Origin of the sequence: Plantactinospora sp. KLBMP9567, assembly GCF_033446045.1 — a bacterium.
In the GTDB taxonomy this organism is placed as follows: Bacteria; Actinomycetota; Actinomycetes; order Mycobacteriales; family Micromonosporaceae; genus Plantactinospora.
Genome location: NZ_JAWQRR010000052.1, coordinates 115,366 through 135,429, shown reverse-complemented (window position 1 = coordinate 135,429; position 20,064 = coordinate 115,366). Strand labels below are relative to the sequence as shown.

Here is a 20,064-nt window from a genome sequence, read left to right as displayed (position 1 = left end):
CGCGACGGTCAGGAAACCCATGACGGTACGGCGGCGCGCGGCCATTCCCACGCCAGCGGCGAGCAACAGCAGGGCGGTCAACGCGATCACGACGAGCGACACCAGGATGCCCGCTACGCGGGCGGCCAGCAGAACCGGCACGGCCGCCAGCACCGTCAGCATCCACAGTGGCACGATCCGGGCCGCGACGAGACTGGCTGGTCGAACGGGGCTGACAGCAAGGGCAGCAGTGATCCCGGTGGCCCGGTCGGCGACGGTGAGGGCGCCGGCGACGAACGTGCCGACGGTGGCGACCTCGATGAACAGCAGGTACGGCACGGTGGCCGGCAGCACGGCAGCCAGGACGGTCCACGGCACGACGAGGCCGGCCACGAGGGCGGGAACGTGGTGCCGTGCCTGCACCAGCCACCCGGTGCGCATGAGCACACCGCTGACGGTCACAGCGTGCCGCCGGTGACGGCGACGAAGACGTCCGCGAGGGACGCTTCCCGGGTGTGGATGGTCCGTACGGTGCCGGTGGCCAGAATCTGGCGTAGTGCCGGGTCGGCGGTGCCGGCATACTCCCGACCGTGCAGAGTACCGTCGGTGACGTATTCGACCGCGACGGTGACCGCGCCATGAGCCATCCGCAGCGCGCGGGGTGTGTCGATCGCGGCCAGCCGACCGTGGTGGATGAACGCGACCCGGTCACACAGCTCGTCGGCGGTGGCCATGTCGTGCGTGGTGAGGAATACCGTGCGGCCGGCGGCGCTGGGGCGGCTGCCGGTGAGGCGTTCGGTGAGGCGTGGGCGTTCACTCCGATCGGTGCGCTGATCGTGGACTTCGTCCTGACAATCGCGGTCAGCGCATCGGCCGGGGCGGCCGCGCTGATCGCGTACGTACCCGGCCTGGCGCCGCACCGGATTCCCGTGGCGCTGCTGTTGATCGTCGGGGTCGCCGGGTTGACCTGGTTCGGCCACCTCGGCCGGGCCGTGTTCGCGCTGATGACGGTGGCGTTCGTCGGCGTCGCGGCGGTCGTCATCGGCTACGCGGCGCAGACGGCCCGGAGCCGACTGGACAGATCACCTCGGTCGAGCCACAACTACCTCGCGTAGAAGACGACTCGCACGGCTCCGGTCGGTGCGACTGCCCACCCGAGGAGGCCGATTCCTTCGTCCGCGGTCCGGTACAAGCTGATGACGCGTCCCCGCCGAAAGATAGAAGAGGAAGGACCAGGCGGTCGCGATCCTGCTCGGGGCGGGTCAGTGGGCGTTGGCGAACCGTTCGACGTCGCTGATCCTGCCCACGACGAGGACGATGTCGCCATACATCAGCACGGTGTCCGGCGTGGCGTAGGTGAACGCGGAGCCCCGTCCGTCGGCCTGCCGCTTGACCGACACAACGGTCACGCCGTAGCGGCTGCGGAGTCGAGACTCGCGCAGCGGCACGCTGACGACATCCCGGGGAGGCTTGGTCTTGACCATGGCGTAGTCCTCGTCGACCTGGATGTAGTCGAGGATGCGGCCGGTGAGCAGGTGCGCGACGCGCTCTCCCATGTCATGTTCGGGCAGCACCACATGGTGGGCGCCGACCCGTTGCAGGATCTTGCCGTGCTGGCGGCTGATCGCCTTGGCCCAGATATCCGGGATCTCCAGGTCCACCAGCAGCGAGGTAGTCATGATGCTGGCCTCGACGTCGGTGCCGATCGCCACGACCACGCGGGGAAACTCCGGTACGCCGAGTTGCCGCAGCGCCTCGATGTCGGTGGTGTCGGCGGTCGCCACGTGCGGCAGCTGCCCCGCGAAGCTCTGTACCACCTTCGGACGATGGTCGACGGCGAGTACCTCGGTGCCCTGCCGGTGCAGTTCCACGGCGAGCGCGCCGCCGAAGCGACCGAGGCCCGCTACCACCACCATCTCTTCCGTGCCGTCAGCCAACGATCGTCCTCTCCTCGGGAAGTTCGAACCGGCGGGTGCGCTCCCGCAGCGCGAGCGCGGAGGCGAGGGTCAGCGGCCCGGTCCGCCCCAGGAACATCAGCCCGACCAGGAGCAGCGCCGCGGCCGGCGGCAGGTCGGCGGTGAGGCCGGTGGACAGGCCCACGGTACCGAAGGCGGAGACCGCCTCGAACAGCACCCGGTCGAAACTGTGGGCGGTCAGGGCCAGCAGGATGAACGTGGAGACCGTCACCGCGCCGATACCCAGCAGCGCGATGGTGAGCGCCTGGCGTTGGTTGCTCTCCGGAACCCGACGACGCCCGACGTTGACCTTGGGCTCGCCGCGCATCTCCGACCAGATGACGAACGCGAGCAGCCCGAAGGTGGTCACCTTGATGCCGCCGGCGGTGCCGGCGCTGCCTCCGCCGATGAACATCAGCACATCGGTGGTGAACAGACTTTCCGGGCGCAGCGCGGACACGTCGATGCTGTTGAACCCGGCCGTGCGCGTGTTGACCGAGTGGAAGAAGCCGGCAAGCAGTTTGGCCGGAGCATCCAGCCGGCCGAGCGTCGCCGGGTTCGAGTACTCGGCCAGGGTGAACACCGCCGTGCCGGCCGTTAGAAGCGTCACGGTGAGGAACACGGTGATGCGGGTCATCACCGACCACATCCCGGGCCGCCGCCAGTTCCGGGCCAGTTCGAACACCACCGGGAACCCGAGACCGCCGATGATGATCGCGGCCGCCACGGTCAGCGTCACCCAGGGGTCGGCGACGTAGCGGACCATGCTGTCGGTGTTGAGGGAGAAGCCGGCGTTGTTGAACGCCGACACCGCGTGGAACACCCCGTCATACACGGCACTCCCGAACGGCTCGTCGTAGCCGATCGCGAACCGGGTGGTCAGCACTACCGCTGCGACGGCCTCGCTGAGCAGGCTGAACAGCACGATGTTGCGCACCAGGCGGCGGATGTCCCCCAGCCCGAGTGTCTTCGTCTCGACCTGCGCCAGCAACCTGCCCCGTAGGCCGAGCCGCCCGGCGAGCAGCACCGTAAACAAGGTTGCGAGGGTCATGATGCCCAACCCGCCGGCCTGGATCAGTGCCAGGATGACAATCTCGCCGAACCGGGACCAGTGCCCGCTGGTGTCCACGGTGACCAACCCGGTCACACACACCGCCGAGGTGGCGGTGAACACCGCGTCTACCACCGCGGCCCGCTGCCCCGACTCGGTAGCGGCCGGCAACGACAACAACCCGGTGCCGACCGCGACCGCGGCGGCGAACCCGCCCACGACCACCTGCGCCGGCTGTTGGAAGCGAGCCAGCACACCCAGCCGTAGCCGTCGACGCCACCCACGCACCCGGTTCCCCCACCCATTGCCAAGCCAATCACGCCCCACAGGAAGCTCTCGTCCGCGGGCCGTAGTCCGACGACCTTAGTAGCTTGACCGTATTCTGCCGTCACCCCCGAAGGCGGCTGGTCAGAAGGCGTCCGGACGCCGCAGGCGCCACCGCTCCGCGTTGCGATGCCAGATGTTCCGGGAGTACCATACGAAGATGGTCAACGGGCCCATGAGGAAGGCCAGGATCAGCGCCGCCGCGTCGTCGCCGAGTCCCGCATACAGCAGGGATCCCACCGTGAACAACGATCCGGTGGCGAGGGACGGTTCTGGCCGGCGCATCCAGTAGCCGATGGACCTGGGTCGCGGCCGAAGGCTCTGCCAGGCGCGGCGGGGGGTCTCCACCCGCTTGAGTCGGGGCGGTCGGCCCGGAGCCTGTCGCTGTCTCCTTCTGCGGCGTCGCATCGCATCTGGCTCCCGTAACGGCTAATGGATCGACCTTTCGGCCTTCCACGGCGAGTGCCTGGCGTTCCTGGCCGACCTGCGCGGCGGCGTACCCCGGGCGCGGATCGAGGAACTGGCCGCCCGCGTCGATCTCGACCTGACCGCCCGGATCAAGGCCCTGTCGAAGGGCAACCGGCAGAAGGTCGGCCTGGTCCAGGCGTTCATGCACCAACCAGAACTTCTGATCCTCGACGAACCGACCTCCGGACTCGACCCGCTCGTCCAACAGACCTTCCTCGACCTCGTCCGCGAGGCCAAGGCCGCCGGACAGACCGTCTTCATGTCCTCACACATCATGACCGAGGTCGAAGCCGTCGCCGACCGGGTCGGGATCATCCGGGAAGGCCGGCTCGTCGCCCTCGACACCGTCGCCCGGCTCCGCGACCACGCCCTACACCGGTTCGAGATCACCTTCACCGGCCCGGTCGACCAGGCCGCCCTCGCCACGCTCCCCGGCATCTCCGACCTGACCATCGACGGCGCGACCGCCCGGTTCGCCCTGGCCACCGACCCGAACGAGTTGATCCAGGTCCTCGCCCGTCACCGGGTCGCCAGCCTGCGGGCAAGCGAACCCGATCTCGAAGAACTCTTCTTCGCCTACTACCAGCCCAGCGAGGCCAAGGAGCCCAGCCGTGCCTAACATCCTGACGAAGACCCTCTGGGACTCCCGCCGCAGCCTCGCCGGTTTCGCCGTCGGCACCGCCCTGGTCGGCACGATGTACGCCGGCTTCTACCCGCAGGTCGCCGGCGGGGCGATGGGGCAGGCGGTCGAAGGTTTCTCCCCTGCCCTGCGTGAGGCCCTCAACATGGAAGACATCGGCAGCGCCGCCGGCTACCTGGGTTCCAGCGTCTTCGGCATCATCGTGCCGCTGATCGCCGTCATCTACGGCATCGCCACCGGCACTCGGGCCATCGCCGGTGACGAGGAGGCCGGCTATCTCGATCTCCTCCTCGCCCACCCGATCAGCCGGACACGGCTCCTGTTGCATCGCTGCGCCGCGCTGGCCATCGGCGCCTTCATCCTCGCCGGCCTCGTCCTGCTCGCCATGCTCGCCGTCCGTCCCGGTGCCCAACTCGACACCGTCACCGTCGGCCAGTTCGCCGCGCAGTGTGCGGCACTGGCACTGCTCGCTACCGTCTTCGGCAGCATCGCCATCACCATCGGCGCCGCCACCGGCCGCCGCGCCGCCGCACTCGCCGGCAGCGCCGCCGTCGGCGTCCTCGCCTACGCCGCGAACACCTTCGCCACCCAAATCGGCGCCGACGACCTCCGCTACGCCTCCCCGTTCCACTACTACATCGGCAACGAACCCCTGCGTAACGGCTTCCAATGGGCCGACCTCGGCATCCTCGCCGCAGCCATCGCCGTACTCGCCCTCATCGCCACCGCCGTCTTCAACCGCCGCGACCTGACCAGCTGACCACCGCCGTCCCGCCCCGCCGACGACCGATCCGTCGGCGGGACGGGCGCCGCCCAGCACCGGGTCGCCCGGCTCAGCCGGATCTTCGACCGGCTGGCCGAGGTGGTCCGGTTCCCCGCGGCTCTGCACAGGCATGTCCGCCCTGCGTACGGGCCATTCACGGGCGGTTGCGACTGCCAGTCGCATATGACGTGCTCGTACAGCAGCCCGCGCAAGTGTCCTGGTTTCCCGCCTGTGGGATCGAGGTTGCCGTCGCGAAAGTCCCCCTCCGCTGCCCGTCGAAACCGAACGGCTCGACCTTCCGCTGGCTCCGGTATCAGGTGGTCAGGCGGTGCTGGTCAGGTCGCGTCGGCGGAACGCGGCCACGGCCGCCTGGGCGACCGCGGCGGCGAACACGCTCAGGATGAGTACGGCGGCGATGCTGACCTCGTCGAGCGGGTACTCCCCGATGTGTTCGAACGGCGACAGGCGTACGACGCCGACGGGGATGTCGAGGATCGGTGCGAAGAAGCCGACGATCAGGGCGTATCCGAGGACTGCCCAGATCGCCGGCATCAGCCGTGGCGCGGCAGCGTACAGGATGGCGGCGGCGGTGAGGACGAGCCAGACCGCCGGGGTGTGGGCGACATGACCGATGATGAGGTCGCCGACCAGTCCGGCGTCACCAGTGCTCACCGCCGCGCCGATCCCCATTCCGGCGCCCGCGATCAGAAGCAGCCAGGGCACGCCGACGGCGGCGACGGCGAGGTGGCTGCCGATCCAGGCGGAACGGCTGACGGCGGTCGCGAGGACGGGCTCGGTACGGCCGCCGGTTTCCTCGCCGCGTAGGGCATGCACGGCGAGTATGGCGAAGATCGCGACGGTGAACGCCATGGTCAGGCCCATCAGGCCGAGGAAGCCGGCAAGCATGTCCTGCGAACCTCCCATCACCGCCACGAGATCTTCGGGCGCGTTCTCAAAGCCGTCGAGTATCGGCTGGGTGAACGATCCGTAGGCGAGGCCGCTGACGAGCAGAGCGGCGCTCCAGCCGATCAGGCTGGCCCGTTGCAACCGGAAGGCGAGCGCGAGCGGACCGGCCAGCCAACCGGCGGCGCGGGGAGAGCCCGGGCGCGGCGGGATCAGGCCGGCATCGAGATCGCGGCGCGCCGACAGCGTGTAACCCACGGCGGCGGTCGCCGCCGCGAACGCCAACGAGACCACCAGTGGCCACCAGCGGTCGTGGACGTACGACGCGGTCTGCTGGGACCAGCCGATCGGCGACAGCCAGGACAACCACGAGGGACCACTACCCTGGACCGCTGCCATGTCCCCCAGGCCACGCAGCAGAAACGCGGCACCGAGGACGGCACCGGCGATGCCGCCAGCAGCCCGAGGGTACTCCGACAGCTGGGCGGTGACCGCCGCGACCGCCGCGAAGGCCAACGCCGCGGCGCCGATGGCGGCACCGAACAGCAGCGACCCACCCACGCCGTAGCCACTGGCGGCCATCAGCACGCCGACCAGCAGCGCGACCAGCACGCCCATCGCGGTGGTGAGGGTCAGCGCGGCGGTGAGCTGGGCATGCCGGCCGACGACATTGGCGCGGACCAGTTCGGCCCGGCCGCTGCGCTCCTCCGCCCGGGTGTGCCGGACGACGGTGAGCAAACCCATCAGTCCGGCGCCGACGAACATGTAGAGCCCGTACTGGCCGGCGAGGAACCGCTCGATGGTCAACTCGTCGAACCCGAAACCGGGCCCGCCGAACACGGCACCCGCCGGGCTGCCGGAGAACGCGCTCAGGCCTTGGAGGTCCTCCGGGCTCTGGACGACGCCTCCGATCGCGGTCGAGTAGTAGGTCATCATCAGCGTCAGCCCGAGCGTCCACGCGGGGAACCGGATCCGGTCGCGCCGCAGCATGAGCCGCAGGAGCGTGCCGGTTCCGGTGAGCACCGTCCCGGAGGAACTGGTCGAACGCGTCGGCCGGTCGACGGTCATGGTGGCCATCACGCCACCTCCCGGGCAGCGTCGTGACCGAGCCGGTCGTCGTAGTGGCGCAGCAGCAACTGCTCCAGGGTCGGCGGGCGGGCGGTCAACCCGTGCACACCGAGTTCGGCCAACTGCCGCACCACCGCGGCGAGGTGGTCGCCCTCGACCTCGAAGCGGACATGGCCGTTCTCGGCCCGCAGGTCGTGTACGCCGGCCAGGCCGGCGAGCGCGTCGGCGGGACGATCGACCATCGCCTCGACCGAGGTGCGGGTCAGGTGACGCAGCTCGGCCAGCGAGCCGGTCTCGACGATCCGGCCCTGCCGGATGATCGAGATCTGGTCGGCGAGGACCTCGACCTGGGCAAGGATGTGGCTGGACAGCAGGACGGTCCGGCCGGCGGCCTTGGCCTCGCGGATGCAGTCCTGGAACACCGCTTCCATCAGCGGGTCCAGCCCGGCGGTGGGCTCGTCGAGCAGGAGCAACTCGACGTCGCTGGCCAGCGCCGCGATCAGGGCCACCTTCTGCCGGTTGCCCTTGGAGTAGGTCCGGCCCTTCTTACTCGGGTCCAGATCGAACCGCTCACACAGCTCGTCCCGCCGGGCCGGGTCGGTGCCGCCGCGGAGCCGGGCGAACAGGTCGATCGCCTCACCGCCGGTCAGATTGGGCCACAGCTCCACGTCACCGGGTACGTAGGCGAGCCGGCGGTGCAGCGGCACCGCATCCGTCCACGGGTCACGGCCGAGCATGCGGACCTGGCCGGCGTCCGCCCGCAGCAGTCCGAGCAGGATCCGGATAGTAGTGGACTTGCCGGCGCCGTTGGGGCCGAGGAAGCCGTGCACGTGGCCGGTCTCGACCGTCAGGTCGAGACCGTTCAGCGCCTTCACCCGGCCGAAGGACTTGTCGAGGTGTTGGATGTCGATAGCAGCAGTCATGGTCGTATGTCCCGTTCGAAGGCAGCCCAGAGCAGTCTCTGGGCAACGTGTCGTCGGATGGTGAGAGAAGCCCCGCGCGGGGGCGTGGTGATTACCGTGCGGCCGTGGCCGCGTCACCACCCGACGGCGGATCCGGGACATACATCAGGTAGTCGTCGAGCATCGACCGGTCGACGAGCAACCCCTGGCTGAACAGCTCCAGGGCGGGCAGGGTGATCTCCTCCACGTACCGGCGGAACAGCGTACGGAACGACTCAGGCTCCGCGGTCGCCGCGTGCACGGTGAACCACAACACCATGCCACCCGCCGCCTGGTAGGCCAGGTACCGCGTACGGGCAGCCCGGTCGCGGCTGGGCAGGATCACCCCGGCCGCCTCCCCCGCGGCCAGGTACTCCTCGGCGTCGGCGATCATCTGCTCGATCAGCGTCACCGCCAGGTCCCCGCCGGCCTGCAGGCTGCGCAGCAGATATCGCACCACCGGCGCGAACCGCTCGACCTCGGCCAACTGCGCCATGAACATCGCCGCCGTGCCGTCGGTCAGCGTCTTCGTCTTCTGCTCGCGCATGACCGCCAAGGCGTACTCGTCGCAGACGCGACGCAGCCCGTCCTTCGAACCGAAGTGGTGAACGACCAGGCCGGCGGTCACCCCCGCATCGGCGGCGATCGACCGCAGCCCCGCGCGGAAGCCGTCCCGGCCGAACCGCTCGATGGCAGCGTCGCGGATCCGATCAGTGGTCAGGAGGTCGTCATCCCGCCCACCGAAAGCCACGTCGGCCGATGCCATACCCACACATTAAACACTCGTTCAATCCGGTGCAACGGCGGAAGCGGTACGGCCGCCCGGGCATCTGGAACCGATATCGGGCCGAGATGTCTACCCAGCGAGGGCAGAGGGCTGGCCGGGGCCTGCTGATCGCGGTGGCCGCTGTGACGCCAAGCGCCTGGTGTGAAGAAACCGTGAAAATTTGGCCATTTGCCGTCATGGTCGCGTCACGAACCCTGTCCTTGAGTTGCGACGGCGTTGTCATTGCCCGGCGGCCGAGAGGCGGCCGCGTCGAGCGAGTCCGGTTAGGGAGAGTCAGACGTGTCTGACGTCGTTTTCGTACTGCTGACGGTGGTGCTGTTCGCAGTGCTCGTCCTGGTGGTGAGGGGCGTGGAGAGGCTGTGACCGTCGTCAACGCCGTCGGCTTGGTGCTGGCGATCGGCCTGGCCATATTCCTGGTGGCCGCCCTGCTGTTCCCGGAGCGTTTCTGATGACCGTGACGACAGCCGGTGTGTTGTTCATCGCATCGCTTGGGGTGGCGCTGGTCGCCGTCCACAAGCCGTTCGGTGACTACCTGTATCGGGTGGTGTCCGGTACGCGGCATTCCCGTGTCGAGCGGGGCGTCTACCGCCTGGTTGGGGTGGACCCGACGGCTGGGCAGTCCTGGGGTGTGTACGCCCGTGGTGTGCTGGCCTTCTCCACGGTGTCGATCCTGTTCCTGTACGGGTTCATGCGGTTGCAGGACCACCTGTGGCTCTCGCTCGGCTTCGACCCAGTGGTCAGCCACGGCGCGTGGAACACCGCCGTGTCGTTCGTGACCAACACGAACTGGCAGTGGTACTCGGGCGAGTCGACCATGGGCCACCTGGTGCAGATGGCCGGGCTGGCGGTGCAGAACTTCGTCTCCGCCGCCGTCGGCATCGCGGTCGCCGTCGCACTGGTCCGGGGCTTCGCCCGCCGCCGCACCGGCGACCTCGGCAACTTCTGGGTCGACCTGACCCGGATCACGTTGCGCGTCCTCCTGCCGATCTCGGTGCTCGGCGCCATCGTGCTGATGATCGGCGGTGCGGTGCAGAACCTCTCCGCCGGCACCGACGTCAGCACGCTGACCGGCGGCGGCCAGACCATCACCGGCGGGCCGGTGGCCAGCCAGGAGGCGATCAAGGACCTCGGCACCAACGGCGGTGGCTTCTACAACGTCAACAGCGCCCACCCGTTCGAGAACCCCACCGCCTGGACCAACTGGGTGGAGATCTTTCTGCTCCTGGTGATCCCGTTCACCCTGCCCCGGGTCTTCGGCCGGATGGTCGGCCAGAACCGGCAGGGCTACGCGATCGCCGCGGTCATGGCGATCCTGGCGATCGCCAGCATCGCTGTGACCAACGCGTTCGAACTGGCCGGAAACGGCACGGTGCCGCAGGCGGTCGGGGCGGCGCTGGAGGGCAAGGAAGTCCGGTTCGACGTGTCGAACTCAGCCATGTTCGCATCGGCGACCACGCTGACCTCCACCGGCTCGGTGGACTCGTTCCACGACTCGTACACCGCGCTCGGCGGCGGAATGCTGCTGGTCAACATGATGCTCGGCGAGGTGGCGCCCGGTGGCGTCGGCGCCGGTCTCTACGGCCTGCTGATCCTGGCCGTCATCACCGTGTTCGTCGCCGGCCTGATGGTCGGCCGCACCCCCGAGTACGTCGGCAAGAAGATCGGGTCGCGGGAGATCAAGCTCGCGTCGCTGTACTTCCTGGTGACCCCGGCCCTGGTGCTGGTCGGCGTGGCGGCGGCGTTCGCCAGCGGCAACAACGCCACCGCGCTCAATGTCGGCCCGCACGGCCTGTCCGAGGTCCTCTACGCGTTCACCTCGGCGAGCAACAACAACGGCTCCGCGTTCGCCGGCCTCGCGGTGAGTACGCCGTGGTGGAACACCGCGCTGGGCCTGTGCATGCTGCTCGGCCGGTTCCTGCCGATCATCTTCGTACTCGCCCTGGCCGGCTCCCTCGCGCGTCAGCAGCCGGTACCCGCCTCCGAGGGCACTCTGCCGACCCACCGCCCGCTGTTCGTCGGGATGGTCGTCGGCGTCACGGTGATCCTTGTCGCGCTGACGTTCCTGCCCGCGCTCGCGCTCGGCCCTCTGGCTGAAGGGCTGTGACACCCATGAGAGAGAAGGACATGACCACCTCCTCGCCGGCACCGCACGGCACCGCCGACGCGGCGACCGCCGGCACGCCGGCCACCCAGGGCAACCGGGCCGGCGGCGGCCTGCTGGACCCGAAGCAGTTGATCAAATCCCTCCCCGACGCCCTGCGCAAGCTCGACCCGCGCACCCTGTGGCGCAACCCGGTCATGCTGATCGTGGAGGTCGGGGCGGTATTCACCACCGTCCTCGCCATCGCGGACCCTTCGGTGTTCGCACTCGCGATCATGGTCTGGCTCTGGCTCACGGTGCTCTTCGCCAACCTCGCCGAGGCCGTCGCCGAGGGCCGCGGCAAGGCCCAGGCCGCCGCCTTGCGCAAGGCCAAGACAGACACCGTCGCCACCCGCCTGGTCGACTGGACGCCAGGCGCCGCCCCGGACTCCTACCAAATACAGGACGTCCCGGCGACCCAGTTGACGCAGGGCGATGTCGTGGTGGTGGAGGCCGGCCAGGTCATCCCCGGTGACGGGGACGTGGTCGAGGGCATCGCCAGCGTCGACGAATCCGCCATCACCGGCGAGTCCGCCCCGGTCATCCGGGAGTCCGGCGGCGACCGCAGCGCGGTCACCGGCGGCACGAAGGTGCTCTCCGACCGGATCGTCGTGCGGATCACCCAGAAGCCCGGCGAGAGCTTCATCGACCGGATGATCGGCTTGGTCGAGGGCGCCAACCGGCAGAAGACGCCGAACGAGATCGCGCTGAACATCCTGCTCGCCGCACTCACGATCATCTTCCTGCTGGCCGTGGTCACCCTCCAGCCCTTGGCCATCTTTTCCAAGAACTTCCAGGGCGCCGCCCCCGACACGCAAGCGATCACCGACGCCGGCGTAAGCGGAATCGTGCTGGTGTCCCTGCTGGTCTGCCTGATCCCGACCACCATCGGAGCGCTGCTCTCCGCGATCGGGATCGCCGGCATGGACCGCCTCGTGCAGCGCAACGTGCTCGCGATGAGCGGCCGGGCCGTCGAGGCGGCCGGTGACGTCAACACCCTGCTGTTGGACAAGACCGGCACCATCACGCTGGGCAACCGGCAGGCCGCCGAGTTCGTGCCGGTCGAGGGCGTGGACCCCGCTGCCGTCGCCGACGCCGCGCAGCTGTCCAGCCTCGCCGATGAGACCCCGGAGGGTCGGTCGGTCGTGGTGCTGGCCAAGAACGAGTTCGGGCTGCGCGAGCGCGAACCGGGCCTGATCCCGCACGCCACGTTCGTGGCGTTCAGCGCGCAGACCCGGATGAGCGGCATCGATCTGACCCCCGAGGGCGCCGGGCCGGCGCGGCGGATCCGTAAGGGCGCGGCGGCCGCGGTGATGAAGTGGGTACGCGAGCACGGCGGCCACCCGACCGAACAGGTCGGCCAGATCGTCGACGAGATCAGCGGCATAGGCGGCACCCCCCTCGTGGTCGCCGAGCACCTCGACGGCCAGCCGGCCCGCGCGCTCGGCGTGATCCACCTCAAGGATGTGGTGAAGGCCGGGATGCGGGAACGCTTCGACGAGATGCGCCGGATGGGCATCCGAACCGTCATGATCACCGGCGACAACCCGCGTACCGCGAAGGCGATCGCGGACGAGGCCGGAGTCGACGACTTCCTCGCCGAGGCCACCCCGGAGGACAAGCTCGCCCTCATCAGACGGGAGCAGGAGGGCGGCCGGCTGGTCGCGATGACCGGCGACGGCACCAACGACGCACCGGCGCTCGCCCAAGCCGACGTCGGGGTCGCCATGAACACCGGCACGTCGGCCGCGAAGGAGGCCGGCAACATGGTCGACCTCGACTCCGACCCGACCAAGCTGATCGAGATCGTCCAGATCGGCAAGCAGTTGCTGATCACCCGCGGCGCGCTCACCACGTTCAGCATCTCGAACGACATCGCGAAGTACTTCGCGATCATCCCGGCCATGTTCGCCGGCATCTACCCCAGCCTCGACACGCTGAACATCATGCGGCTGTCCAGCCCAGAGTCGGCGATCCTGTCGGCGGTCATCTTCAACGCGATCATCATCATCGCGCTGATTCCGCTCGCCCTGCGCGGCGTCCGCTACCGGCCTGCCGCCGCGTCGACGCTGCTCAGCCGTAACCTGCTGGTCTACGGCCTCGGCGGCGTCCTGGTGCCATTCGTCGGCATCAAACTCATTGACCTGCTCATCCAGCTCACTCCGGGGATCTCGTGATGCGCCTTCCCACCTGGCTCGCTCAACACCTGGCCGCCCTGCGCGCGCTGCTCGTCTTCACCGCCCTGCTCGGGCTGGCCTACCCCCTCGCACTGGTCGCGGTCGGCCGGATTCCCGGCCTCGCTGACAAGGCGGACGGGTCGCTCGTCACCTCAGGCGGGCAGACCGTCGGCAGTACGCTGCTCGGCCAGTCCTTCACCGACGCTGACGGCAACCCCGTACCACGCTACTTCCAGTCCCGACCCTCAGCCGCCGGGGACGGCTATGACCCCACCGCCACCAGCGCCAGCAACCTCGGCCCGGAGGACATCGTCGACACCCATGCCACCGAGCCGGCCGAGTCGACGCCCAGCCTGCTCACCCAGGTCTGCCAGCGCAGCAAGGCGGTCGGGGAGCTCAACGGCGTCGACGGGCGCCGCCCGTACTGCACGCCGGACGGGGTCGGCGCGGTGCTGGCCGTTTTCCGCCGCGACGGGCTGACCGGCCCGGTCGTCCGGGTGATCAGCGTCAACCAGGTGGCGCCGGCCACGCCGTTCCTCGCCGCCTACCAAGGCGTGCCGGTGGAGCTGGCCCGGCCCGGCGTGGACTACATCGCCGACGGCGGTCTGGTCACCCCGATCCGGGGCGACGCACCAGCCGCCCCGGCGGTACCCGCTGACGCCGTCACCGCCAGCGCGAGCGGGCTCGACCCGCACATTTCCCCGGCGTACGCGCGGATCCAGGTCGCCCGGGTAGCCCGCGAACGCGGCGCGGACCCGGCCGCGGTCCGGCGCCTCGTCGCCGAGCACACCACCGGCCGGGCGCTCGGCTTCATGGGCTCACCCGGGGTGAACGTGCTGAACCTCAACCTGGCGCTCGACCGGGAGTTCCCCGCCCCTTGACCACCTGCCCTGGGCCGGGCCCTCCGGGTCCGGCCCAGGGCCACCTCGCCCGTCCCAGGGCCACGGATTCGCCAGCAGAGAGGATGGCCGCGTGCCACGAGGGGAGCTGCGCATCTACCTGGGCGCCGCACCGGGCGTCGGAAAGACGTACGCGATGCTGGAGGAAGCGCACCGGCGTCTCGAACGCGGCACCGACGTGGTGATCGGGTACGTCGAGACCCACGGCCGCACCCACACCGCCGCCATGATCGGCGACCTGGAACAACTGCCCCGACGCACCATGACCTACCGCGGCGCCGAGTTCACCGAGATGGACCTCGACGCGGTGCTCGCCCGCCGGCCCGAGGTCGCCATCGTCGACGAACTGGCCCACACCAACGTGCCCGGCTCCAGCAACTCCAAGCGCTGGCAGGACGTCCAGGAACTGCTCGACGCCGGGATCTCCGTGCTCTCCACGGTCAACATCCAGCACCTGGAGTCGCTCAACGACGTCGTCGCCCAGATCACCGGCACCACCCAGCGGGAAACCGTCCCCGACGCCATCGTGCGGGCCGCTGAACAGGTCGAACTCGTCGACATGACCCCCGAGGCGCTGCGCCGGCGCATGGCGCACGGCAACATCTACCGCCCGGACAAAATCGACGCGGCGCTCGGCAACTACTTCCGCGTCGGCAACCTCACCGCGCTGCGCGAGCTGGCACTGCTCTGGCTCGCGGACAAGGTCGACGAGCAGCTCGACGCGTACCGGGCGCAGCAAGGTATCTCGGCAACCTGGGAAGCCCGCGAACGAGTCGTCGTGGCGCTCACCGGCGGGCCCGAGGGGGACACGCTGATCCGACGGGCCGCCCGCATCGCCGCCCGCAGCAAAGGCGCCGACCTGCTCGCCGTGCACGTCGCCCGCAGCGACGGCCTCGCTGGCGCCGATCCCGCCCAACTCGCCCAACAACGGGTGCTCGTGGAGAGCCTGGGCGGCACCTACCACCACGTCCTCGGCACCGACATCCCCGCCGCGCTGCTCGACTTCGCCCGCGGCGTCAACGCCACCCAACTCGTCCTCGGCGCCAGCCGCCGCGGCCGGTTCGCCCACCTCATCTCCCGCGGAGTCGGGGTCACCACCACCGCGCTGTCCGGACCCATCGACGTCCACCTCGTCACCCACCCCGAAGTCGGCCGGGGCCGGCGGGCAGCCACAGCGCCGACGGCGCTGTCCCAGCGGCGCCGACTACTCGGCCTCACCCTCACCATCGCCGGCATGCCCGCCCTGACCGCGCTGCTCAAGGCCCTACCCGACCTCACCCTGATCAACGCCATCCTCATCTTCCTCGCCGTCGTCGTCGGAATCGCCCTCACCGGCGGACTGTGGCCGGCGTTGCTCGCCGCACTCGGCGGATCCCTGCTGCTGAACTGGTTCTTCACCCCACCCTTCTACACGTTCACCATCGCCGACCCCGACAACCTGCTCGCCCTGGCCGTATTCGTCGGCGTCGCCATCGCCGTCAGCGGCGTCGTCGACCTCGCCGCCCGCCGCACCCGCGAAGCAGCCCGCGCCTCCGCCGACGCCCAGACCCTCGCCACCGTCGCCGGCGGCGTGCTCCGCGGCGAACGACCGTTGCCCGCCCTGCTGGAACAGCTACGGGAAACATTCGGGCTGCGCGCGGTCAGCATCCTGGAAATCGCCCACGACGCCGCCGGCCGCCCCGACCGCAGCCGCGACGACGCCGTGTGGCAGGTGGTCGCCACCGTCGGAGACAACCCGCCAGCCAGTCCCGACGCCGGCCAGACCACCGTCCCGGTCGACGAACGACTCACCGTCGTCCTCGCCGGCCGCCCCCTACACGCCTCCGACCGACACATCATCGAAGCGTTCGCCGCCCAAGCCGCCCTCGCGCTGCGCCAGGAACGCCTCGCCGCGGAAGCCGCCACCGCCAAGCCCCTCGCCGAAGCCGACCGCATGCGCACCGCGCTCCTCGCCGCCGTCAGCCACGATTTGCGCACACCACTCGCCTCCGCCAAGGCCGCCATCTCCAGCCTGCGCAGCCCGGAGGTCGAATTCGACGCCGCCGACCGGGAAGAACTACTCGCCACCGCCGACGAGTCCCTCGAGCGGCTCAGCCGACTCGTCGCCAACCTGCTCGACATGAGCCGCCTCCAGGCCGGCGCCCTCGGCGTCCACCCCATAGCCCTCGGCCTGGAAGACGTCGTACCCCGCGCACTCGACGAACTCGGACCCGCCGCCACCGACGTCGCCACCGACATCCCCGCCGACCTACCCGCCGCGCTGGCCGACCCCGGCCTACTCGAACGGGTCCTCGTCAACATCATCGCCAACGCCCTACGCCACAGCCCACCAGACCAGCCACCGACCATCACCGCCAGCGCCCACGCCGGCCAGGTCGAACTGCGCGTCATCGACCGCGGACCCGGAATCCCCCAAGACCAGTGGGAACCCGTCTTCCAACCGTTCCAACGCCTCGGCGACCGGGACAACACCACCGGGACCGGCCTCGGCCTCGCGCTGTCCCGCGGCCTCGCCGAGGCCATGCACGGCAACATCACCCCCGAAACCACCCCCGGCGGAGGACTCACCATGGTGCTGCGGCTGCCCGCCGCCACACCGACGCCGCTCACGGAGGGCCCGCAGGAATGACCCGCGTCCTCGTCGTCGACGACGAACCACAGATCCTGCGCGCCCTACGCATCAACCTGCGCGCCCGCGGCTACCACGTCGAACTCGCCGCCACCGGCACCGACGCGCTCAAAGCCGCCGCCAGCCACCCACCCGACCTCGTCGTACTCGACCTCGGACTGCCCGACATCCACGGCGTCGACGTCATCCGAGGACTCCGCGGCTGGACCACCGTCCCGATCATCGTGCTCTCCGGACGCACCGGCAGCAGCGACAAGGTCACCGCGCTCGACGCCGGCGCCGACGACTACGTCACCAAACCCTTCGGCGTCGACGAACTCCTCGCCCGCATCCGCGCCGCCACCCGCCGACACAGCCACGGCACCGAACCAACCACCAACCCGACTGCACAGGTCGGCCGGCACACCGTCGACCTCACCACCCGCACGGTCACCCACGACGACGGCACCGACATCAGACTCACCCCAACCCAATGGGGCGTACTCGAACAACTGCTCCGCAACCCCGGCAAGCTGATCACCCAACGACAGCTCCTACACCAGGTCTGGGGACCCGAATACCAGAACGAAACCAACTACCTCCGCCAATACATGGCCCAACTACGCCGCAAACTCGAAACCGACCCCGCCCGACCCCGCCACCTCATCACCGAACCCGGTATGGGCTACCGCTACCAACCATGAAGACCAGGAGACCCATGGACCTTCTCAAGCACCTAGCCGTGGCCGTCCTAGCCGTCGCAGCGATCTTCCTCGCCGTACTCCTCGGCGCCAGCCTGCTCAACAGGGCCCCACTACACCCGCCTGCCGAACCCCCACCCGAACCCGACAAGAACGGATCAGAAGACTAAACAGTCGCCGGAATCCCACCCGATCCCGAAACACGCGCGCCCCCCCATAGACACACACAGACACCGGCGCGAAACGTCCTCCGGCATCGAGGGAGCGGGCCGCGGCCCTACAGCAAGGATCCAGGCTGAGCACCGGCGCCTGTTTCGACATGCGTCTAGATTGACAGATCTCAAATCCGCCTGTTCCGCCGCCGATCCCCTGTCGCCAGGGTGCGGCTCTGCGACGGCTGCGCCGAGGTCACCACCGCCGACCAGCGCGCCCGGCGCCGCTACGACCGCGCCCACGCCGACATCTACCCGCTGACCCTGCCCCGCTGACACAGAGGAGTCTCACCATGACCGGAACTGACAGGGTGGGCGCGGGCCGCCGGTGCTGGCGCTTGACCTGTCATCGACGGCCAGCCAGGTGCTGTAGCCCTGGCAACCACACGCGATCGCCGGTCCCAAGCCGTACGCGGGTTCCTGCCCGCTCAGCAGCGGCGCCCACCACGGCGAGTCCCGCCCTGGCTAGAAGTCACGGTTTCCACCCACCCGTGTGCCGTCCTGCTCAACTCCACCCGGCCCGTCGGTTGGCACGGTGAAGGCGTGCACGTCGATGCCCGCAACCCCGGTCGCCCGCTCGGCCATCCGTCACCCCTTCGTCGGGTACGGCTTCTGCCTGGTCCGACCACGCCCTCGCCGCATCCCTCGTCACGGAGTCCCAGCAGCGCCTACCCCGGCGCCGCCGTGACAAGCGGGTGAGGCGCGTACACGAGAAAGCTCAGCGGGGCCGGTCGGAGTCAGCAAAATCGGGCAGCCCACGGCGAAGTTCCGCTCCCACGCCCCTCATCCTCGTCCCGGGTCGGGACCGTCTCCCGTCCAATCGCCCGCCTCGCCCTCCTGCGCGGCATGCCGCACCATCTCATTGGCCTCCGGAATCGAGCAGCCCGTCGCTCTGACCACGTCGCTCGCGGTGACACGAACCTGTGCCACAACGGCATCGCCGAAGAGCTGGACGCCTTCGCTGCGGGCTCGGCCAGCCGCATGGACAGCCTCCAGCGCCCGCCGTCGGGTGGCTTCGGGGTTACGCCCAGTCCGCGCCTCCCGGTGCAACTGCCGGACCGCATCCGCCAGCACCTCCACACAATCGATCATGGATTCAGGCAACGGCTCCCGGTACCCGACCATCGTCGTCGCACGGCGCGCGAGATCCTGAGCGTCATCCACCACCCGGACCAGATGTTTGACGCCCCGGGCGTAGTGTTCGAACTCCTGCCGGCGTCCCCAGCGAGCCGGAGCCACCGTCACGATCTCCTCCGCCCCAGCGACCGCCTCCTGCAGCCGCTCCAGGTCCGGAGACAGCGCCCGAAGAGTCTCCATTGCCCGCGCCGCACGGTTGGCGTCCCAGGTGCGGAGCGACGCGGCTGTCTCCCTGAGCTGAGTCTCCAAGGTTTGGAAGATCGGTCGGGCCGCCCCGTTCACGATGTGAATCGGGCTTAGCGGCAGCAGCAACGCGACAACGAGGAGTCCGACCCCTCCTCCCGTCGCCGCGTCGACGATTCGCGGCAGTTCGAGGTTGCGCTCGCTGGACGACAAGGTCGCGATCAACACGGCGGTACCACCCACCTGGCTGACCACGGTCCCACCACGACCCACCAGACCCAGAGCGATGCCGATCGCCATGGCGACAATGACAGCGGTCTGCCATGGGCCGTACCCGACGATGATGATCAGAGCGTCACCGACGGCGATGCCGAGTCCAACGCCGACCAGCAGTTCTACGGTGCGGCGAGTCCGTTGGCCTATACCGGCGACGATGGTGCCGACGGCCGCGGTCGGTGCGAAGACCGGGTTGGAATTACCCAGTACATTCCCCGAGAGCCAGGCGGCCAGACCGGCAGCGAGCCCTGCCTGGACCGAGATCAGCACCAAGATCTCCATCTGACGTAGCCGTAGCCGCCCTTCCTCCGCACTCCGGCGCTGCACCCCCGGGGCCACCTTTGCCAGCCAGTTCAACAGGGAGGTGAGCGACGATCGGTAGCCCGGTCCAGAAGCCGCCATAGCAGGACCTACCCGTCCGGATAGGAGCCAAACCACGCTCGCTTTCTCGAACTCCCTGCGCCGTCTGCTCTCTGACCCGACCAGCAACCTAGGCAGAGAACGAAAATCGCGTAGGAAGTTCTACCTTGGCCTCGTCTGATTGTCGACATGGTCCAACGGTCCCGAGGAAGGAAGGGCTGCGACATGCCGCCAGTGCGAGCAGGCTTGGAATGCGGGGCATCGTTGACGAGGCCCGTCAGTGGCTCACTTCACCGCCAACGCCGACCGTACCCCTGTCACCGCCCCGGGCAGGATCCGGGCAGGACCTTCACCCCCGACCTCGTACGGCAACGAACAACTCAACACGCGCTCTTATCTGAAGCGCCGGTCCGCCTGCCTCGGGCCCAGCTCGCCCGTCACAGGACTGACACATGCCCGCGGACGGATCGCCACATCGGATGGATAACTTGG

17 protein-coding genes and 2 pseudogenes are annotated in these 20,064 nt (G+C 69.4%); 9 read left to right on the top strand and 10 right to left on the bottom strand.

Going from position 1 to position 20,064, the window contains the following annotated elements; genetic code table 11:
* Positions 1–420: pseudogene (locus R6Y94_RS38715) on the bottom strand (hypothetical protein); the annotation flags it as partial.
* 17 nt (positions 421–437) lie between these two features.
* A complete protein-coding gene (locus R6Y94_RS38710; protein ID WP_318401705.1) occupies positions 438–713 on the bottom strand; it encodes a hypothetical protein in 276 nt (91 codons plus the stop codon).
* Positions 714–716: 3 nt separating this feature from the next.
* Here R6Y94_RS38710 and R6Y94_RS38705 point away from each other — a divergent pair, with 3 nt between their 5' ends.
* The gene (locus tag R6Y94_RS38705) at positions 717–1,094 is read left to right on the top strand and encodes a hypothetical protein (protein ID WP_318401704.1); all 378 of its coding nucleotides are present in this window, start codon (positions 717–719) and stop codon (positions 1,092–1,094) included.
* A gap of 147 nt (positions 1,095–1,241) precedes the next feature.
* Here the strand turns inward: R6Y94_RS38705 and R6Y94_RS38700 are convergent, their stop codons facing one another.
* The 3 genes from R6Y94_RS38700 to R6Y94_RS38690 all read right to left on the bottom strand — a co-directional run bounded on the left by R6Y94_RS38700 (position 1,242) and on the right by R6Y94_RS38690 (position 3,549).
* Positions 1,242–1,916 (bottom strand): TrkA family potassium uptake protein, encoded by a 675-nt coding sequence (locus tag R6Y94_RS38700; RefSeq protein WP_318401702.1) that lies wholly within the window; start codon positions 1,914–1,916, stop codon positions 1,242–1,244.
* Positions 1,909–3,273 (bottom strand): TrkH family potassium uptake protein, encoded by a 1,365-nt coding sequence (locus R6Y94_RS38695; RefSeq protein ID WP_318401700.1) that lies wholly within the window; start codon positions 3,271–3,273, stop codon positions 1,909–1,911. Before R6Y94_RS38695 ends, R6Y94_RS38700 begins: the two co-directional genes overlap by 8 nt.
* Before the next feature lie 120 nt (positions 3,274–3,393).
* Entirely contained in the window at positions 3,394–3,549 is a 156-nt protein-coding gene (locus R6Y94_RS38690) for a hypothetical protein (protein WP_318401699.1), read from the bottom strand.
* 196 nt (positions 3,550–3,745) lie between these two features.
* On the opposite strand from R6Y94_RS38690, the gene R6Y94_RS38685 reads away from it, so the two are divergent.
* Together R6Y94_RS38685 and R6Y94_RS38680 are read left to right on the top strand one after the other, a co-directional pair.
* Entirely contained in the window at positions 3,746–4,396 is a 651-nt protein-coding gene (locus R6Y94_RS38685) for an ABC transporter ATP-binding protein (protein ID WP_318401717.1), read from the top strand.
* Positions 4,389–5,177 (top strand): ABC transporter permease subunit, encoded by a 789-nt coding sequence (locus R6Y94_RS38680; RefSeq protein ID WP_318401697.1) that lies wholly within the window; start codon positions 4,389–4,391, stop codon positions 5,175–5,177. The genes R6Y94_RS38685 and R6Y94_RS38680 overlap by 8 nt, the downstream gene beginning before the upstream one ends.
* A gap of 324 nt (positions 5,178–5,501) precedes the next feature.
* Here the strand turns inward: R6Y94_RS38680 and R6Y94_RS38675 are convergent, their stop codons facing one another.
* From R6Y94_RS38675 to R6Y94_RS38660, 4 genes and pseudogenes are all read right to left on the bottom strand, one after another.
* The gene (locus R6Y94_RS38675; protein ID WP_318401695.1) at positions 5,502–7,160 is read right to left on the bottom strand and encodes an ABC transporter permease; all 1,659 of its coding nucleotides are present in this window, start codon (positions 7,158–7,160) and stop codon (positions 5,502–5,504) included.
* Positions 7,160–8,074, bottom strand: a complete 915-nt coding sequence (locus R6Y94_RS38670) for an ABC transporter ATP-binding protein (protein WP_318401694.1) — start codon at positions 8,072–8,074, stop codon at positions 7,160–7,162. The genes R6Y94_RS38675 and R6Y94_RS38670 overlap by 1 nt, the downstream gene beginning before the upstream one ends.
* Before the next feature lie 91 nt (positions 8,075–8,165).
* Positions 8,166–8,639 (bottom strand): hypothetical protein, encoded by a 474-nt coding sequence (locus tag R6Y94_RS38665; protein ID WP_412102979.1) that lies wholly within the window; start codon positions 8,637–8,639, stop codon positions 8,166–8,168.
* 42 nt (positions 8,640–8,681) lie between these two features.
* Positions 8,682–8,858, bottom strand: a pseudogene (locus tag R6Y94_RS38660) (TetR family transcriptional regulator); the annotation flags it as partial.
* A 380-nt stretch (positions 8,859–9,238) separates the two neighbouring features.
* Between R6Y94_RS38660 and kdpF the strand changes: the two are divergent.
* The 6 genes from kdpF (at position 9,239) to R6Y94_RS38630 (ending at position 17,407) form a co-directional block, all read left to right on the top strand.
* Positions 9,239–9,328, top strand: a complete 90-nt coding sequence (gene kdpF, locus R6Y94_RS38655) for a K(+)-transporting ATPase subunit F (protein ID WP_318401692.1) — start codon at positions 9,239–9,241, stop codon at positions 9,326–9,328.
* Positions 9,328–10,983, top strand: coding sequence for a potassium-transporting ATPase subunit KdpA (kdpA, locus tag R6Y94_RS38650; RefSeq protein ID WP_318401691.1), 1,656 nt, complete (start codon positions 9,328–9,330; stop codon positions 10,981–10,983). The genes kdpF and kdpA overlap by 1 nt, the downstream gene beginning before the upstream one ends.
* A gap of 20 nt (positions 10,984–11,003) precedes the next feature.
* Entirely contained in the window at positions 11,004–13,196 is a 2,193-nt protein-coding gene (gene kdpB, locus R6Y94_RS38645) for a potassium-transporting ATPase subunit KdpB (protein ID WP_318401689.1), read from the top strand.
* Complete coding sequence (locus R6Y94_RS38640; protein ID WP_318401687.1) at positions 13,196–14,077, top strand: potassium-transporting ATPase subunit C; 882 nt, start codon at positions 13,196–13,198, stop codon at positions 14,075–14,077. Before kdpB ends, R6Y94_RS38640 begins: the two co-directional genes overlap by 1 nt.
* 91 nt (positions 14,078–14,168) lie before the next feature.
* The gene (locus tag R6Y94_RS38635) at positions 14,169–16,724 is read left to right on the top strand and encodes a DUF4118 domain-containing protein (RefSeq protein WP_318401686.1); all 2,556 of its coding nucleotides are present in this window, start codon (positions 14,169–14,171) and stop codon (positions 16,722–16,724) included.
* Positions 16,721–17,407, top strand: coding sequence for a response regulator (locus R6Y94_RS38630; RefSeq protein WP_318401684.1), 687 nt, complete (start codon positions 16,721–16,723; stop codon positions 17,405–17,407). The genes R6Y94_RS38635 and R6Y94_RS38630 overlap by 4 nt, the downstream gene beginning before the upstream one ends.
* Before the next feature lie 992 nt (positions 17,408–18,399).
* Here R6Y94_RS38630 and R6Y94_RS38625 read toward each other — a convergent pair.
* Positions 18,400–19,482: an FUSC family protein gene (locus R6Y94_RS38625; protein ID WP_318401683.1), complete on the bottom strand. Its 1,083-nt coding sequence runs from the start codon at positions 19,480–19,482 to the stop codon at positions 18,400–18,402.
* Between the last annotated feature and the right edge of the window lie 582 nt (positions 19,483–20,064).

Excerpts from the sequence above, each read along its gene's own strand:
- R6Y94_RS38710 (WP_318401705.1), bottom strand. The coding sequence starts at position 713 with ATGGCCACCGCCGACGAGCTGTGTGACCGGGTCGCGTTCATCCACCAC.
- R6Y94_RS38675 (WP_318401695.1), bottom strand. The coding sequence starts at position 7,160 with ATGGCCACCATGACCGTCGACCGGCCGACGCGTTCGACCAGTTCCTCC.
- R6Y94_RS38670 (WP_318401694.1), bottom strand. The coding sequence starts at position 8,074 with ATGACTGCTGCTATCGACATCCAACACCTCGACAAGTCCTTCGGCCGG.
- R6Y94_RS38665 (WP_412102979.1), bottom strand. The coding sequence starts at position 8,639 with ATGCGCGAGCAGAAGACGAAGACGCTGACCGACGGCACGGCGGCGATG.
- kdpA (WP_318401691.1), top strand. The coding sequence starts at position 9,328 with ATGACCGTGACGACAGCCGGTGTGTTGTTCATCGCATCGCTTGGGGTG.
- kdpB (WP_318401689.1), top strand. The coding sequence starts at position 11,004 with ATGACCACCTCCTCGCCGGCACCGCACGGCACCGCCGACGCGGCGACC.
- R6Y94_RS38640 (WP_318401687.1), top strand. The coding sequence starts at position 13,196 with ATGCGCCTTCCCACCTGGCTCGCTCAACACCTGGCCGCCCTGCGCGCG.
- R6Y94_RS38630 (WP_318401684.1), top strand. The coding sequence starts at position 16,721 with ATGACCCGCGTCCTCGTCGTCGACGACGAACCACAGATCCTGCGCGCC.